Source organism: Sphingomonas sp. CD22, assembly GCF_034556155.1.
GTDB lineage: Bacteria > Pseudomonadota > Alphaproteobacteria > Sphingomonadales > Sphingomonadaceae > Sphingomonas.
This window is the reverse complement of the sequence record NZ_JAYDYX010000010.1, coordinates 1-16,104: the sequence shown is the minus strand read 5'-3', so window position 1 is coordinate 16,104 and position 16,104 is coordinate 1. Positions and strand designations below refer to the sequence as shown.

Annotated in this window: 19 protein-coding genes; 12 read left to right on the top strand and 7 right to left on the bottom strand. The window is 68.7% G+C overall.

Features of this window, described 5'->3' with window-relative positions:
* Positions 1-4 precede the first annotated feature (4 nt).
* Positions 5-394 (bottom strand): type II toxin-antitoxin system VapC family toxin, encoded by a 390-nt coding sequence (locus SFC76_RS17045; protein WP_322850602.1) that lies wholly within the window; start codon positions 392-394, stop codon positions 5-7.
* Positions 391-645: a type II toxin-antitoxin system VapB family antitoxin gene (locus tag SFC76_RS17040; RefSeq protein WP_322850601.1), complete on the bottom strand. Its 255-nt coding sequence runs from the start codon at positions 643-645 to the stop codon at positions 391-393. The genes SFC76_RS17045 and SFC76_RS17040 overlap by 4 nt, the downstream gene beginning before the upstream one ends.
* A gap of 96 nt (positions 646-741) precedes the next feature.
* Here SFC76_RS17040 and SFC76_RS17035 point away from each other — a divergent pair, with 96 nt between their 5' ends.
* Positions 742-1,416: a glutathione S-transferase family protein gene (locus SFC76_RS17035; RefSeq protein WP_038665920.1), complete on the top strand. Its 675-nt coding sequence runs from the start codon at positions 742-744 to the stop codon at positions 1,414-1,416.
* Positions 1,403-1,750 (top strand): tRNA-binding protein, encoded by a 348-nt coding sequence (locus SFC76_RS17030; protein ID WP_322850600.1) that lies wholly within the window; start codon positions 1,403-1,405, stop codon positions 1,748-1,750. The genes SFC76_RS17035 and SFC76_RS17030 overlap by 14 nt, the downstream gene beginning before the upstream one ends.
* A 25-nt stretch (positions 1,751-1,775) precedes the next feature.
* Here the strand turns inward: SFC76_RS17030 and SFC76_RS17025 are convergent, their stop codons facing one another.
* Complete coding sequence (locus SFC76_RS17025; protein ID WP_322850599.1) at positions 1,776-2,204, bottom strand: DUF1810 domain-containing protein; 429 nt, start codon at positions 2,202-2,204, stop codon at positions 1,776-1,778.
* A 41-nt stretch (positions 2,205-2,245) separates the two neighbouring features.
* Here SFC76_RS17025 and SFC76_RS17020 point away from each other — a divergent pair, with 41 nt between their 5' ends.
* Positions 2,246-2,752, top strand: coding sequence for a hypothetical protein (locus SFC76_RS17020; RefSeq protein WP_322850598.1), 507 nt, complete (start codon positions 2,246-2,248; stop codon positions 2,750-2,752).
* 3 nt (positions 2,753-2,755) lie between these two features.
* Positions 2,756-3,376: a YbhB/YbcL family Raf kinase inhibitor-like protein gene (locus tag SFC76_RS17015; protein ID WP_322850597.1), complete on the top strand. Its 621-nt coding sequence runs from the start codon at positions 2,756-2,758 to the stop codon at positions 3,374-3,376.
* Between the two features lie 281 nt (positions 3,377-3,657).
* On the opposite strand, the gene SFC76_RS17010 is transcribed toward SFC76_RS17015, so the two are convergent.
* On the bottom strand, positions 3,658-4,710 hold the full coding sequence (locus SFC76_RS17010) for a GGDEF domain-containing protein (RefSeq protein WP_322850596.1): 1,053 nt from the start codon (positions 4,708-4,710) through the stop codon (positions 3,658-3,660).
* A gap of 62 nt (positions 4,711-4,772) precedes the next feature.
* On the bottom strand, positions 4,773-5,303 hold the full coding sequence (locus SFC76_RS17005; RefSeq protein ID WP_322850595.1) for a peroxiredoxin: 531 nt from the start codon (positions 5,301-5,303) through the stop codon (positions 4,773-4,775).
* A gap of 63 nt (positions 5,304-5,366) precedes the next feature.
* On the opposite strand from SFC76_RS17005, the gene SFC76_RS17000 reads away from it, so the two are divergent.
* Complete coding sequence (locus SFC76_RS17000; protein ID WP_322850594.1) at positions 5,367-6,182, top strand: inositol monophosphatase family protein; 816 nt, start codon at positions 5,367-5,369, stop codon at positions 6,180-6,182.
* A 65-nt stretch (positions 6,183-6,247) separates the two neighbouring features.
* On the opposite strand, the gene SFC76_RS16995 is transcribed toward SFC76_RS17000, so the two are convergent.
* Positions 6,248-8,389: an AsmA family protein gene (locus SFC76_RS16995; protein WP_322850593.1), complete on the bottom strand. Its 2,142-nt coding sequence runs from the start codon at positions 8,387-8,389 to the stop codon at positions 6,248-6,250.
* A 162-nt stretch (positions 8,390-8,551) separates the two neighbouring features.
* Here SFC76_RS16995 and rpmI point away from each other — a divergent pair, with 162 nt between their 5' ends.
* The 5 genes from rpmI to pheT all read left to right on the top strand — a co-directional run bounded on the left by rpmI (position 8,552) and on the right by pheT (position 13,434).
* Positions 8,552-8,755, top strand: coding sequence for a 50S ribosomal protein L35 (gene rpmI / locus SFC76_RS16990; RefSeq protein ID WP_017977259.1), 204 nt, complete (start codon positions 8,552-8,554; stop codon positions 8,753-8,755).
* A 12-nt stretch (positions 8,756-8,767) separates the two neighbouring features.
* Positions 8,768-9,133 carry a 50S ribosomal protein L20 gene (rplT, locus tag SFC76_RS16985; protein ID WP_038665948.1) on the top strand — a complete coding sequence of 122 codons (366 nt, stop codon included), beginning with the start codon at positions 8,768-8,770 and terminating at the stop codon, positions 9,131-9,133.
* Positions 9,134-9,451: 318 nt separating this feature from the next.
* A complete protein-coding gene (locus SFC76_RS16980; RefSeq protein ID WP_322850592.1) occupies positions 9,452-9,790 on the top strand; it encodes a GIY-YIG nuclease family protein in 339 nt (112 codons plus the stop codon).
* Positions 9,787-10,950 carry a phenylalanine--tRNA ligase subunit alpha gene (gene pheS, locus SFC76_RS16975; protein ID WP_322850591.1) on the top strand — a complete coding sequence of 388 codons (1,164 nt, stop codon included), beginning with the start codon at positions 9,787-9,789 and terminating at the stop codon, positions 10,948-10,950. Before SFC76_RS16980 ends, pheS begins: the two co-directional genes overlap by 4 nt.
* A 108-nt stretch (positions 10,951-11,058) precedes the next feature.
* Positions 11,059-13,434, top strand: a complete 2,376-nt coding sequence (pheT, locus tag SFC76_RS16970) for a phenylalanine--tRNA ligase subunit beta (RefSeq protein ID WP_322850590.1) — start codon at positions 11,059-11,061, stop codon at positions 13,432-13,434.
* A gap of 230 nt (positions 13,435-13,664) precedes the next feature.
* Here the strand turns inward: pheT and SFC76_RS16965 are convergent, their stop codons facing one another.
* On the bottom strand, positions 13,665-14,375 hold the full coding sequence (locus SFC76_RS16965; protein WP_322850589.1) for a murein L,D-transpeptidase catalytic domain family protein: 711 nt from the start codon (positions 14,373-14,375) through the stop codon (positions 13,665-13,667).
* Between the two features lie 206 nt (positions 14,376-14,581).
* Between SFC76_RS16965 and SFC76_RS16960 the strand changes: the two genes are divergently transcribed.
* A complete protein-coding gene (locus SFC76_RS16960; RefSeq protein WP_322850588.1) occupies positions 14,582-15,142 on the top strand; it encodes a L,D-transpeptidase family protein in 561 nt (186 codons plus the stop codon).
* Between the two features lie 47 nt (positions 15,143-15,189).
* Positions 15,190-16,065, top strand: a complete 876-nt coding sequence (locus SFC76_RS16955) for an aldose 1-epimerase family protein (protein ID WP_322850587.1) — start codon at positions 15,190-15,192, stop codon at positions 16,063-16,065.
* Positions 16,066-16,104 lie beyond the last annotated feature (39 nt).

Here is a 16,104-nt window from a genome sequence, read left to right as displayed (position 1 = left end):
CGGATCAGAGCGCGGACCGGATATCGGTCCGCGCGAAATCCTCGCCTTTGTAGAGCAAGGGGCAGCCGGCGACGTGCGCGACGGCATAGGCCATGCAGTCGCCATAGTTGAGCGATGCCGGATGGCGTCCCTTGCCGTAGCGGTCGAAGGCGGCCTGGGCAGCCGCAAGATGGATGCCATCGAAGCTAATCCGCTCGACGTCGGCGAGAAGTCGTTCCGTTGCGGCGCGGGCAGACGCCGCGCCGATTTTGCCCGCCGTTACCAGATGCAGTTCGAACTCCGTTGGCCTTCCGATCAACAGATGCGTGGCCGCCGACAGGCGATCGGCGATGCGATCCGCATCGGGTTCGTTCTGCAACACCGCGACGATCGCCGACGTGTCCAGCGCGATCATGTCGGCAGACCATGTTCGTCGAAGCCGATGATCTCGTCCGGGGTGCGCGGATCAAGAATGGGGGCGGCTGCGAAGATCGCCTGTGCTTCCCGCACGCGCGCCAAATACTCGGTCCTGCGTTCCGTTTCGCGGTCCCGCTCAAGCTCGTTGCAAACGGCCACGCCGATAGCGTCGCTGAACGATAAGCCTCGGTTTGCAGCCAGCTCGCGGATCGCCTGTTCATGCGCGTGATGCTGAATATGAACGTCCATCGCCAGTCTCTCTTGGAGTTCGTCCTCAATTTATAGACGGGCGGACAGAAGACAACGGCTTCACCTCGCCCCCGCCGATGCCCTACAGGTGGCCGCATGTGGCAGCTTTACCAATTCCCGCTTTGTCCGTTCAGCCGCAAGGTGCGCCTGCTGCTCGGCGAGAAGGGCATCGGCTATGAGCTGGTGCGCGAATCGCCGTGGGACCGGCGCGACGAGTTCATGGACATGAACCCCGCCGGCGAGACGCCGGTGATGGTCGATGCGTCGCGTCCCGGTGCGCCGCTGATCGATTCGATGGCGATCTGCGAATATTTCGAGGAGACGGTCGACAAGGCGGCGACGATCAACGGCACCGCCGCCAATCGCGCCGAGATCCGCCGGCTGGTGAGCTGGTTCGACACGCATTTCTATCGCGACGTCACCGGGCCGCTGCTGCACGAGCGTGTCGTCAAGCGGCTCGCCCATCGCGCCGCGCCCGATGCCAAAGGGCTGCGCGAGGCGATGAAGGCGGCGGTCAGCCACCTCGATTACACCGATTACCTGCTCGATCACCGCAACTGGCTGGGCGGCGCGACGCTGAGCCTCGCCGATCTCGCCGCGGCGGCGCAGATTTCGGTCGCCGATTATCTCGGCGGCATCGACTGGAAGGGGCACGACCAGACCGCGCGCTGGTATCGCGGCTTCAAGAGCCGGCCGAGCTTCCGGCCGTTGCTCTCGGAGCGGATGGAGATGATCGGGCCACCGGCGCATTATGACAATGTCGACTTCTGAACCGATCGCCTTCGCCGATTTCGAGCGGGTCGACATCCGCGTCGGCACGATCGTCGCCGCCGAACCCTTTCCGGAGGCGCGCAAGCCGGCGATCAAGTTGCGCATTGATTTCGGCGATGCGATCGGGGTGAAGACATCCTCGGCGCAGATCACCGATCATTATACGCCCGAGGCGCTGGTCGGGCGGCAGGTGGCGGCGGTGATCAACTTCCCGCCGCGCCAGATCGGCCCGTTCATGTCCGAGGTGCTGACGCTCGGCTTCCCCGATGCGGACGGCAAGGTGGGGTTGATCGGCCCGAGCCTCGCGGTGCCGAACGGCGGCAGATTGTTCTGATCGCGCGTGCGGCAAACCGCACCCGTCACGAACCGTCGTGCCGCTCCAGCAAGTCCAGCGTCGCCGCATCGCGCTCGCCGCCGTAGAAGCGCGTCAGCGCCGCCTCGAACGGCGCAGGATCGTCCGCCACCGCCGCGAACAGCGTCAGCGACGAGCGCAGCTTGAGCGCGTCGATCTCGCCGAAGATCGCGATCGCGGTGCCCGGTGCGGCGGTCGCCGTCCGCGTCGCCTCGATCAGCCGCGGGCCGAGCAGCGGATGCGCGAGATAGGCACGCGCCTCCGCTGCGTCGCTTATCGCGTAGAAGCGCGCGGTCTCGCTGCGCCCCAGACCGGCGATCTGCGGGAAGATGAACCACATCCAGTGGCTGGTCTTGCGGCCGCGGCGTAGCTCGGCGAGCGCCTGATCGTGGACGAGCGCCTGGGCGGAGAGGAAACGGTCGAGATCTTGCGTCATGTCGCAGGCAACCGCCGGGGCGCTTGCCGCGTTCCACGACAATGCGCGCTCTCTGCCTTGCTCCGCTCTTGCTGCTCGCCGCCTGCGGCAGCGGCCAAAAGTCCGATGGTGCGGACAATCAAGCGGCGCGCTTCGTGCCGCCGCCGACGCTGCCGCCCAAGCCGCTGCCGGGGCAGGAGCACAGCAATCCGATCACGGCTTATGTCGGCAAATACCCGGGCGACGCGGTCGCCGGGGTCGGCTTCTACGACCGGACCGAGGTGTCGCGCGCGCTGATCGATGCGGTCGGCGACGACGCGTTGCGCCATCGCTTCACCGCGCACGATGCGGTCAGCGTGCCGATCTTCCAGACGAAGGACGGCCGCATCGCCGCACACGGCTGCGAAGCGCATAATTGCGACGGCAAGGACTGGACCTTCCTCGTCGCCCCCGACGGGACCCGCGGTGAAGCCTGTTACCACGACGGCGAGACGATGGGGGCGACCAGCCGTTGGTATGCCGCCGGCAGCCCGCCGAAATCCCGCCCCGGCGATTGTCCGCAGGAGTAAGCGATGCTCGAACATGTTCCCGCCTGGCTCGGCCAGGCCCTGAGCGGCGTGCGCGCCGGTGCCGACAAGCTGGCGATCGCCCGGCCCGAACTGGGTTCGGCCTTCCCGGCGATCGACCTCAGCAGCCCGGCGTTCGCCGATGGCGCGCGCTTGCCCGACCGGTTCACCGCGGATGGCGAGGGCGTGTCGCCGCCGCTCACCTGGGGCGCCGCGCCGGAGGGCACCGCGCTGTTCGCGCTGCTGGTCGAGGATGCCGACGCGCCCGCGCCGCAGCCTTTGGTGCATGCGGTGGTATGGGGGATCGCCGCCGATGCCGGCCGGCTCGAAGAGGGGGCGATCGTCGGCGATGGTGCCGGCTCGCCCGATCGCGACGTCGGGCGCAACAGCTATCTGCGCGAGGGCTGGCTGCCGCCCGATCCGCCGACCGGTCATGGCACGCATCGCTACGTCTTCCAGTTGTTCGCGCTCGGGCCGGATGTCGGCGCGCCGGGCGAAACGCCGGGGCGTACGGCGATCGTCGAGGCGATGGCGGGGCATGTGCTCGCCGCCGGGATATTGACCGCGACCTATGGCCGCGGCGAGGCGGCGGCGGTCGGCCCGGTCGGGGCCGCCGCGCCCGCCTGAGCCATCATGCGATCGGCGTGACCGGCACCGCGGCGCTGATCGCGACGGCGGCGAAGGCGAGGGCGGCGACGACCGAGAAAGCGGCGCGCTGGGCGAGTTCGAGGCGGAGAAACATGGCGTTGGTCCCTTTTGCTGATCGGGGCGACCTGTTCGCCGCCGATGCCGGGGACTTTGCAGGCACCGTGCCAGAACCGAAAAATGGCTGGATTCTGCGGAAAACCAATGTGTCTCGCGACGAGGTTGGGAATTCCCGCCAGCCCAGGCTGCAAATCACGCCAAGATCAGGCGGCGCATACCCGGTCGCGGCCTTCGGCCTTGGCGGTGTAGAGCAAACGGTCGGCGCGATCGAAGGCATCGGTGAGCGTTTCGCCGGTGTGGACCGCGGTCACGCCGATCGACACCGTCACCTGCCCCAGCGGCCGGTCGCTCTCGCGCAGACGGAAACGCTTGATCGAGATCGCATCGCGCACCTCGTCGAGCTGCGCCGCCGCATCCGCCAGCGCGACGCCGTGCAGCAGCACCGCGAATTCCTCGCCGCCATGCCGTACGACGAGATGATCGCCACAGGCATCGGCGAGCGTGCGCGCCACCGCGCTGAGCACGCGGTCGCCGATCGGATGGCCGTGGACGTCGTTGATCCGCTTGAACCGGTCGATGTCGCATACCGCCAGGCAGAAGGGGCCGTCGCTTTCGCGCCGCACCGCGAACGCCTCGTCGAAGGCGCGGCGGTTGGGCAGGCCGGTGAGCGGATCGCGCCGCGCGGTGTCGTTCGCCTCGGCCAGCTTGGCGCGCAACGCCTCGGCCTCGTCGGTCGCCTTGGCCAGCCGCGTCTCCGCCTCGCGAATGCGGGTGAGCATCGCGCCGGTGATCCGCGCGATCTCGTCGAGCCCCGCCGCGGAGGGGACGGCGGGCGTATGGTGGCGCATCGCTTCCGCGCTCTGCGCCAGGTCGCGACCGAAGCCGCGCGTCTCGTCCTGCATCTCGCGCATCATCGTCGCGAAGCCGTCGACCTGCGCCTGCGTCTTCGCCACCAGATTGGCGGCATCGTCGTCGCGGGCGTCGGGTTCGCCATGGCGCCGCTCGGGCGATTCGGCGACTCCGCCACCGGCGCTCACCGTCCCGCCGAGCGCCTCGATGTCGGAGCGGCTGAGCCGGATGCCGCCGTCGGTCAGCCGGCGCACCGCCTCGGCGATGGCGCCATGCGGATCGGCGATGACGTCATAGGCGAAGCTGTAATGCGCCGGCTCCGGCGACAGGCCGTGATCCGCAAGGAAGTCGCCGATCTGTCCGAACAGATCGACTTTTCCATCCTTCCTCGCTGCAATCCCGCGCATGCCCCACCCTTCGTTCCCAAGCACTTATAAGCACTATTGATTAGCGGAGGGTTTCGAAAGGATCAGGAATGGCGCAGCTTGCGCACCGCGGCGAGGGTCAGCGCGACATGCTGGGCGGGGTTCATGTCGTCGTGGACGAAGGCGACGCGGCCGTCGGACGCGATGACATAGCTGGTCCGCTTGGTCAGCGCGCGCCCGCCGCCGTTGAGCGCGACGTCATAGCCCTTGATGACGTTCGGGCCGGCGCTGGCGACCGCGAACTTGCCCGCGCATTTCTCCGCCGAGAAGCGCTGCAGCGTCGGCACGTCGTCGGCCGACATGCCGATCACCGTCGCGCCGGCCTTCTGGAAGTCGGGGATCGCCTCGGCGAAGGCATGCGCCTCGGCATTGCAGCCGCCGGTGAACGCCGCCGGGAAGAAATACAGCACCACCGGCCCCTTCTTGAGCTGCTGCGCGAGATCGACCCCGACCACCTGACCGGCGACCGCGCCGCGGGTGGAGAAGGTCGGCGCCTTGGCACCGACCGGCAGGCCGGCGAGCGCGGGGGTGGCGATCAGGGCGACGGCGGCGATGGCGGCGGGAAACAGGCGCATGGGATATCCTCTCGACTTTCGTGCACCCTAGCGCGGCGCGGGGCGGCGCGATAGGGCTGGGCCATGCCGATCACCGCCGCCGACATCCAGCTCGCCAGCCGCCTCGCCGACGCCGCCGGCGCCGCGATCCGCCCCTATTTCCGGGCCGAACACGGCGTCGAATTCAAGGACGATCACTCCCCCGTCACCCGCGCCGATCGCGAGGCGGAGGCGGCGATGCGCAAATTGCTCGATGCCGAGGCGCCCGGCGACGGCGTGATCGGCGAGGAATATGGCGAGAAGCCCGGCGTCACCGGTCGGCAATGGGTGCTCGACCCGATCGACGGTACGCGCAGCTTCACCGTGGGGCGCGCGATCTTCGGCACGCTGATCGCCTTGGTCGAGGATGGCTGGCCGGTGCTCGGCATCATCGACCAGCCGGTGCAGCGCGAGCGCTGGCTCGGTGTCGCCGGCCGGCCGACGACGTTCAACGGCCAGCCGACGCGCACGCGGCTGTGTCCGCAACTGGAGGGCGCGGTGCTGGCGACGACCAGCCCGCACCTGTTCGCCGAGGGCGACGTGCCGCATTACATGGCGCTCGTCGCCGCCGCCTCGGGCGGGCACACGCGGCAGGGGCCGGTCTATGGCGGCGACTGCTACAATTACGGCCTGCTGGCGAGCGGGCAGCTCGACATCGTCGTCGAATCCGGGCTGCAATTGTACGATTTCGCCGCTTTGGTGCCGGTGGTCGAGGGTGCCGGCGGCCGCATGTGCGACTGGAACGGCGACCCGCTGACCTCGGCGAGCGCCGGCCACGTGCTGGCGATCGGCGACCCGGCGCGCACCGACGACGTGCTGGAAGCGATCCGCGCGACCGCAGGGGACGACCACGGGCATTGAGGGGGTCTGACGCCCTCCCACGTTCGCCGGGATGACGAAGGGGCAGGGCGCGCCACCTCCCGCCATCAGAAAATCCCCAGGAACTTCTTCCGCTGGCTCTTCTTCTCGCCGCTCGTCTTCTTGCCGTCCTCGTCCTTCGCGGTCGTGCCGTGGCCGACGTCGTCGCGTGGCTGGCCCTTGGTGGTCCGCTGCGCCGCCGCCGTCGCGCCGGACAATACCGGCCCGCACGCCGCCGACTTGGCGTCGCCGACGTCGACGAACGCCAGCACCCCCGCCAGCGGCGTCGCGACCAGCGCGAGCCCTAATCCCGCCCCCGCGCGTCCCAGCAACTGGTCGCTGATAACATTGAGCTTCGGCGCGGCGAAATAGCCGCCGACCCCGACCGGCGACTGGCCCGAGAACAGGCTGAACTTCTTGCCGTCGGCCCGGAAGGCGAGGTCGACCGCCTCGGTCTTGAAGCTGAACCCGCCGCGCCCGACGATGACGTTCTTGGTGGTGTCGATCAGGATCGGGTCCGCCGCCGCGACGCCGCCGCGCACGGTGAAGCCGATCAGCCCGCAATTCACCTCGACCGGCTTCTTGAGCTTGTCCTCGAACATCTTCTGCACGAACGTGCCGAGGTCGAGCTCGGCGAGCTGGACGTTGCGCGTCCACAATTGGCCGTGCGGCATGACGAAGGCGATGCGGCCATGCGCCGTGCTGAGCGATTCGTGGATCGAATCGCCGCGCCCCTCCAGCCGGATGCGGCCCTTGATCGTCCCCGTCGTCCCCGCCTCGGCGACGCCATAGCCGGCGAGCAGCCGCCCCATTGGCGTCGGCGACAGGCGGATGTCGTAGGTGTCGAGCGCCGGCCGCTGCCGCGTGTCGAACACCACGTCCGAGGCGACGTTGCCGCGCGCCATCGCCATCGTCAGCGGCGACAGTGCCAGCCGGCCGCGCTCCAGATCGAGCGTCATGTCGATGTCGCTGATCGGCAGGTTGCGCGAGCGCACCCGCCCGATCTTCCACTTCAGATCGGCGTCGAAACGCTGCATCGTCTCGATCGGCAGCTTCGCCTCGGGCAGGATGCGCTGCGGCGCCGCGCCGGTCGCGGCGGCGGCGGCGAGCGCGCCCTTGGTCGCGACGATATCGGGATTGTAGCCGATGAACGGCGCGGCATCGATGATGTCGAGCGTCTTGGTGGTGAGCTGCGAATCGAGATGCAGCCGTTCGCCGTTGGTGATCTTCAGCGTGCCCGCGACATCGCTCGCGCCGACGATGCCGCTCATCCGGGTGAAATTATAGACCTGCCCCTGCTGCACCAATTGCGCCTTCAGCCGGTAGGTGCGGGTGGTGGGGATGACGACGCCGATGATGCCGAGCAGCTCGGACAGATTGCGCCCGCGTGCGCGCGTCTGCAACGGCACGCCCTCGATCGCCGCGATCGACGGCAACGTGCCGGACACGTCGAGGACGTTATGCGCCGCCCAGGCGCGCATCACCAATTCGTTCTTGCCGCGGTTGACCGTCGCATCGGGCGCGAGCAGCCGCGCGGCGACGCGGAACGGCGTGCCGCGGATCGTGCCGTCACCGGCGACGCCGACCGCCTTGCCGATCCGCGCGTCGGTCGAGCGGATGTCGTCGACCTTGAGGTCGGCGAGCAATTGCATGCGCGGATCGCGATAGCGCACGTTCGTGCCGCGCACCGCCGCGGTGTCGATCCGCGGGAAGTCGAGCGGCTTGCCGCCCTTCTTGTCGCTGAACGTCCAGGTGTTGGCGGTATGCGCCGCGTTCCACTCCAGATCGACCGCGCCGTCGGTGAGATCGAGCCAGTAGAGCCGCCGCTTGCCCCACAGCAGCGACAGCGGCGCGATCCGCGTGTCGATCCGCGCCGCCTGGAACAGATAGGGGCGCGTCGCCCAGTCCGGGTTGGCGATCGTCATCTTCTCGGCGACGAACTTGATGCGGAACGGCGCGAAATAGAGCTGGAAGTCGCCCGCCACCGTCACCGGCCGGTGCGTCTGGCCGCCGACGAACCGCTCGAACGGATGGCGCAGGAAACGGCCCTTGGTGATATAGAGCACCAGCCAGATCGCGACGATCAGGCCGATCACGACCAGCGCCGCGTTGCGCAGGATTCGTCCTATTCGCCGGCGCTGCTGCCGGCGCACGACGGGGGTGGGCGGCGGCGCGGCAGCCGGTTCCGGGGCGGGGGGCGGCGTATCCATCGCCGGCTGAATCGCGCCAGCGCTCGTTCCGGTTCCGCATCGGTTGCGTTTCCTCGCCGGGTCCGCTAGGTGGCCCGCTTCCCGAGCGAGGCGCTACAGGACTGCCCGGCCATCAAGGGCTGCCGCGGCGGTTCATGCCATGCTCACAGCGAAAGGACCAAAATGCCCAAGCTCAAGACCAAAAGTGGCGTCAAGAAGCGCTTCAAGCTGACCGCCAGCGGCCTGCTGAAGCACGGCGTCGCCGGCAAGCGCCACCGCCTGATCAGCCACAACAGCAAGTACATTCGCCAGAACCGCGGCACCAAGGTGCTGTCGAAGGCCGACACCGCGACGGTGAAGGCCTGGGCGCCGTACGGCCTCAAGTAAGGACATCAGGACATGGCACGCGTCAAACGTGGTGTAACCACCCGCGCCAAGCACAAGAGGATTCTTGAGCAGGCCAAGGGCTATTACGGCCGCCGCAAGAACACCATTCGTATCGCCCGTCAGGCCGTCGAAAAGGCCGGGCAGTACGCCTATCGCGACCGCAAGGTCAAAAAGCGGACCTTCCGCGGCCTGTGGATCCAGCGCATCAACGCCGGCGTCCGCGCCGAGGGTCTGACCTATTCGCAGTTCATGCACGGCCTCAAGCTCGCCGGCGTCCAGCTCGACCGCAAGGTCCTGGCTGACATCGCGATGCACGAGAGCGCCGCATTCAGCGCGATCATCGCCCAGGCGAAGGCCGCTTTGCCCCAGGCCGCGTAAGCGGTCGGGACTGCAGACGGATCGGGGCGCCGGTGGGACACCACCGGCGCCCTTTTTCGTGTCCGGGCGTTCCTGCTCCCCAACCCACCTTCGTCATCCCGGCGAATGCCGGGACCCATGGACACGGGCGGCGGCTGGCAGCACGCACCACCGGCCACGCCGTATCCATGGGTTCCGGCTTTCGCCGGAATGACGAACGAGGGGAGGCGTCGACCCGATCGGTAGCGAAAGCGTCACCATCCCGTCGTATGCTCGCCGCACCGCGACCCTCCGTCCCGGACCCCGCCGGCACGACCGACGGCGCGGAAGGAGGTCATCATGCGCGACGTCTTACAGCCTTGCGTGTATATGCTCGCCAGCCGTCGCCATGGTACGCTCTACATCGGCGTCACCTCGAACCTGCTCGTCCGCATCGTCCAGCATCGCGAGGGGTTGATCCCGGGCTTCACCAAGGCATACGGCGTCCGTCTGCTCGTCTGGTACGAGATGCACGACACGATGGAGGCCGCCATCGTCCGTGAGAAGCGGTTGAAGGACTGGCGGCGTGCGTGGAAGATCGCCCTGATCGAAGCGCGGAACGAAGATTGGGCCGACCTCGGCGTCGGTTTGGGGCTGCCCCGGCTGACGTCGGCGCCTGTGAAAGAGAGCGATACGTGACCGAAGACCTCGATACCCTGCGCGACCATCTGCTGACCGCGATTCCTGCCGCGGCGAGCGCCGACGCGCTCGAAGCGCTGCGCGTCGAGGCGCTCGGCAAGCAGGGCAGCGTCTCGCAACTGCTCAAGACGCTCGGCAAGATGAGCCCCGAGCAACGCCAGTCGGAGGGGCCGCGGATCAACGGCCTGCGCGAAGCCGTCGCCGAGGCGATCGCCACCCGCAAGGCCGCGCTCGACCGCGCCGCGCTCGACGCACGGCTCGCCGGCGAGACGCTCGATATGACGCTGCCCGCCGAGGCGCCGCTCGCCGGTACCGTCCATCCGGTCAGCCAGGTTATGGACGAACTCGCCGAGATCTTCGCCGACCTCGGCTTCGCGGTCGCCACCGGTCCCGAGATCGAGGACGACTGGCACAATTTCACCGCGCTCAACATTCCCGAGACGCATCCCGCACGCGCGATGCACGACACTTTTTACTGCGAGGAACCGAGCACGGCCGGCGGCGGGCAAAGCCCGCCGTCCGACGACGGCGGCTTTGCCGCCGGCGCGGGCCGCGCTGCGCGGATGCTGCTGCGCACGCATACCTCGCCGGTGCAGATCCGCACGATGCTGCAACAGAAGCCGCCGATCCGCATCATCGCGCCCGGCCGCACCTATCGGTCGGACAGCGACGCGACGCACACGCCGATGTTCCACCAGGTCGAGGGGCTGGTGATCGACAAGGGGATCACGCTCGGCCATCTCAAATGGACGCTGGAGACCTTCCTCAAGGCGTTCTTCGAGCGCGACGATATCGTCCTGCGCCTGCGCCCCAGCTATTTCCCCTTCACCGAACCCTCGGCGGAGGTCGACGTCGGCTATACGATCGAGAAGGGCAAGCGCGTCATCGGTGGCCATCCCGGCAGCAAGGGGGGCGGCGGCTGGATGGAGGTGCTCGGCTCCGGCATGGTCCACCCGAAGGTGATCGCCGCGTGCGGGCTCGATCCCGAGGAGTGGCAGGGCTTCGCCTTCGGCTGCGGCATCGACCGGCTGGCGATGCTCAAATACGGCATGGACGACCTGCGGCCGTTCTTCGACGGCGATATCCGCTGGCTGAAACATTACGGCTTTTCGGCGCTCGACGTCCCGACGTTGTCGGGCGGGGTCGGCGCGGGCGCGTGACCCCGCCTGCGATCGGATGCGCATGATGGCGGATGCAGGCGGACGTCACGAACCGCTTGCATCCATGGATCCCGGCGGTCGCCGGGATGACGAAGGTTTGGAATAGACATGAAATTCACTTTGTCCTGGCTCCGCGAGCATCTCGACACCGACGCCGGCCTCGACACGATCGTCGATACGCTGACCCGCATCGGGCTGGAGGTGGAAGGCGTCCACAATCCCGGCGACGCGTTGAAGGCGTTCCGCGTGGCGAAGGTGCTAAGCGCCGAACGCCATCCGCAGGCGGACAAATTGCAGGTGCTGTCGGTCGACGCCGGAGACGGTCCGTTGCAGGTCGTCTGCGGCGCGCCCAATGCGCGCGCCGGGCTGGTCGGCGTGTTCGGCGCGCCGGGCGCCTATGTTCCCGGGCTCGACGTGACGCTCAAGGTCGCGGCGATCCGCGGCGTCGAATCGAACGGCATGATGTGCTCGACGCGCGAGCTCGAACTCGGCGAGGATCATGACGGGATCATCGAACTGCCCGCCGACGCGCCGGTCGGCACGCCGTATCCGGATTATGCCGGGCTCAACGACGCGGTGATCGACATCAGCGTCACGCCCAATCGGCAGGATTGCATGGGCGTGCGCGGCATCGCCCGCGATCTCGCCGCGGCGGGGCTGGGGACGCTCAAGCCGCTCGCCATCGAAGCGGTGGCGGGCGAGGGCGAGGCGCCCGACGTCCGCACCGACGATCGGGACGGCTGCCCCGCCTTCTATGCGCAGAACGTCAGCGGCGTGACCAACGGCGAATCGCCCGACTGGCTGCGCCGTCGCCTCACCGCGATCGGGCAGAAGCCGATCAGCGCCTTGGTCGACATCACCAATTACGTGTCGATCGACCTCGGCCGCCCGCTCCACGTCTACGACCGCGCCAAGCTCTCCGGCGGACTGGTGGCACGCAAGGCGCAGGACGGCGAACAGGTCGTCGCGCTCAACGGCAAGACCTATACGCTCGACGCGACGATGACCGTCATCGCCGACGAATGCCAAGTCCACGACATCGCCGGCATCATGGGCGGTGAGCATTCGGGCGTCACCGCCGCGACGACCGACGTGCTGATCGAATGCGCCTATTTCGATCCCGACCATATCGCGCGCACCGGCCAGAAATTGCTGCTGACCAGCGATGCGCGCCAGCGCTTCGAGCGTGGCGTCGATCCGGCGTTCCTCGACGACGGCCTCGCCATCGCGACGCGGCTGGTGCTCGACCTGTGCGGCGGCACGCCCTCGCCCGTCACCCGCGCCGGCGAACCGCCGCTGGCCCCGCGCGTCTATGCCTATGATCCCGCCAAGGCGGAGACGCTGGGCGGCCTCGCCGTGCCCGCCGACCGCCAGCGCGCGATCCTCGAATCGCTCGGCTTCGGCGTCGCGGACGACTGGCAGGTCACCGTCCCGACCTGGCGCCGCGACGTCGACGGCGCCGCCGACCTCGTCGAGGAGGTGATCCGCATCGAGGGGATCGACAAGGTCGCGCCGGTGCCGCTGCCGCGCATCCCCGGCGTCGCCAAGCCGACCGCCACGCCCGAGCAGAAGCTCGAACGCCGCGTCCGTCGCGCCGCCGCCGCGCGCGGCCTCGACGAGGCGGTGACGTGGAGCTTCCTGTCGGAGGCGCAGGCCGCGCCGTTCGGCGGCGGCGCGTGGACGCTCGCCAATCCGATCAGCGAAGACCTCAAAGTGATGCGGCCGTCGCTGCTTCCCGGCCTGCTCTCGGCGACCGCGCGCAACCTCAAGCGCGGCATCACCGCGGTTCGCCTGTTCGAGATCGGCCGCCGCTATCTCGCGGAGGCTGAACATGCGACGCTCGGCCTCGTCCTCGCCGGCAACCGCCGCGAGCGCGGTTGGCGCGAGGGCAAGGCGGCGGGCTTCGACGCTTATGACGCCAAGGCGGAGGCGCTGGCGCTGCTCGCCGCGGCAGGGGCGCCGGTCGACAATCTCCAGGTGATGGGCGAGGCGGGGGACGCCTGGCATCCGGGGCAGAGCGGCACGCTGCGGCTCGGGCCGAAGACGGTGCTGGCGCGCTTCGGCATGCTCCATCCCAGCCTGCTCAAGGCGTTCGACCTCGACGGTGCGGTGGCGGCGGTCGAATTGTATCTCGACGCACTGCCGGCGAAGCGCGAGTCGAAAACCGGGGGAGGCTTCATGCGTCCCGCGTTCGCGCCGCCGGCGTTGCAATCGGTCCGCCGCGACTTCGCCTTCCTCGTCCCCGCCGACGTCAGCGCCGACGCGCTCGTCCGCGCGGTGCGCAGTGCCGACAAGGCGGCGATCGTCGCGGCGCGCGTATTCGACGTGTTCACCGGCGCGGGCGTGGACGAGGGCAGGAAGTCGGTCGCGGTCGAAGTGACGCTGCAACCGAGCGACAAGAGCTTCACCGACGAGATGCTGAAGGCGGTGGCCGACAAGGTCGTCGCGGCAGCGGCGAAACAGGGCGCGGTGCTGCGGGGATAACAGGCGAAATCCTCCCTCGCTTTAGCGGGGGAGGGGGACCGTTCGCGAAGCGAATGGTGGAGGGGTCGTCGCCGCATACGGTCAGGTTCGCCGTATCCTCCCCCTCCGTCAGGCCTTCGGCCTGCCACCCCCCCTGGCGGGGGAGGAATAAATGACATCGCCAAATAGCTTCGTCCGCCCCGGTGTTCCGGGATGACGGCACTCTCGTGGAAAGGCCCCGGCCTAAACCCTCACACCTTGGTCGAGAAGATCATCCGGCCCGGTCCGAGCTGCTCGAACACCTGCGACAGATCGCCTTCGCCGACCGCGAAACAGCCCTGGCTGCGGCCGAGCATGCCATGCGTGCGCAGCATGTCCCGGTTGGCATACCAGGCCGAATGGACCACGATCGCGCGGGCCAGCGCATTGTCGTTGGTCGCGTCCAGCCCCATCAGCCGCTGCGAGCGGCCGTGCTTGCCGACGTAATAATCCGCGGTGACGAACGCGCCTTCCGACGAGGCGTTGGAATTGGGCTCGTTCGAGAAGCGCTTGAGGAACCCGGTATGCGCCGGGTCCGAACCGCTGCCGTGCGCGACGAGAAACGACTGGCTGCGTCCCGAGACGAGATCGACGAGATGGAAGCGCGCTTCCGACGACGGCGCCGCCATGTCGGCGATCGCGATCCGGTCGCGCTGCGGAATGCGGCGGCCGTGCTGGCTCAGCGCGGCGAGCGCCTGGCGCATCAGATCGGGGCGCACGACGCGCGACGAGGTGATCGGCCGCGCCGCCACCATCGGCCGCGGTGTCGGCACCGGCGGCTCGGTCATCGGCCGCAGATCGCGCTGGGTGAGGCGACGCGGCGTCGCCGACAGCGTGCCGGGCAGTGCCAGCGTCGCTGCGAGCACGAGCCCGTTCTTCAGCAGAGCCCGTCGGTCGCGTGCGCTATCATGCTCAATGTGCATCAAAATTTCAAAAGCCCCGGTCAATCCCGCTGATCATCATATAGCAGCAACGGACTTAATTTTCGCCCACCGCGCGCCCCGATCGGCGTTCTGGTTGCACGGTTGACCGCGAGCGGCCCTCGATTGGTCCCGAATCGGGTCCGGCACGATCCGCGGAGTCGCGCGTTGAGCGGGCGGAAGGGGGACAGCGAAAGGACGACGACGAAATGAAGCATTGGCTCATCATGGCGGGCGCCGCCGTCACCCTCGCCATCGCGCCGGCTCCGGCGTTCGCGGCCGTCGCCGCCGATGCGCTCGCGCCCGAGGTGACCACGCTCGCCCCCAACAGGTTTCTGTGGAACGACGACGCGACGCTCGGCCCGGTCAGCATCGTGATCTCGATCCCCGACCAGAAGGCCTATGTCTATCGCGGCGAGATCCTGATCGGCGCGTCCACCGTCTCGACCGGCAAGGACGGCAAGGACACCCCGCTCGGCACCTTCCCGATCCTGCAGAAGTCGCAGGTGCACAAGAGCAACCTTTACGACAGCGCGCCGATGCCGTTCATGCAGCGGCTGACCTGGGACGGTGTCGCGATCCACGCCGGGATGAACCCCGGCTTCCCCGCCTCGCACGGCTGTATCCGCGTGCCGACCGCCTTCGCCAGGAACCTGTTCGGCGTGACCAGCAAGGGCACGCCGGTGCTGGTCACCGACGCCTCCGCCGCCGAAGGCTGGGTGCCGCCGACCGCGGCGGATGCGGCGCCGCTCGACCCGATCGCGCCGTGAGCGGCGGGCGGTTGCGATCGTGCCGCGCCTGACGCACAAGGCCGCGCATGACCGACCTCGTCACCATCCGCTCGATCGCGCTGACCGCGCAGATCAACCCGCTCGGCGCCGAGCTGACGCATCTGCGCGACGCCGGCGGGCGCGAGTTGATGACCGATGCCGATCCCGCATTCTGGACGGGGCATGCGCCGATCCTCTTCCCGGTCATCGGCATGCCGTTCGAGGAGACGATCCGCGTCGACGGCACCGCCTATCCGATGAAGAAGCACGGCTTTGCCCGCCGCTCGCGGTTCGAAACGGTGGAGGCGGCGGAGGATCGCGTCACCTTCGCGCTGACCGACAGCGCGGAGACGCGCGCCTCCTATCCGTTCGCCTTCCGCCTCGAACTCACCTACCGCGTCGAGGGCGCGACGCTGTCGATCGCGGCGCGGATCGCCAACCCGGCGGAGACCCCGTTGCCGGCGAGCCTCGGCTTCCACCCCGCCTTCGCCTGGCCCTTGCCCTATGGCGAGGATCGCGCCGCGCACCGCATCCTGTTCGACGCCGACGAACCCGACGCGCTGCGTACCATCGCCGCCGACGGCACAATCGCCGAGGCGCGCCGCCCGTCGCCGCTCGACGGCCGCACGCTGGCGCTGCGCGACGACCTGTTCACCGACGACGCCTTGGTCTGGGACCATGTCCGCTCCGACGCGGTCACTTATGGCGCGGCGAGCGGCCCGCAATTGCAGATCGCCTTCCCCGACACGCCGATGCTCGGCATCTGGACCAAGCCCGGCGCCGCCTATGTCTGCGTCGAGCCGTGGCACGGCATCGCCGATCCCGAAGGCTATACCGGCGAGTATCGCGACAAGCCCGGCGTGTTCGAAGTGCCGGCCGGCGGCGAGAAACGGATCGCGATGAGCGTGACGTTGAAGGGGTAGGCGCGCGACTCTCCCCAATCGTCATCCCGGCGAAAGCCC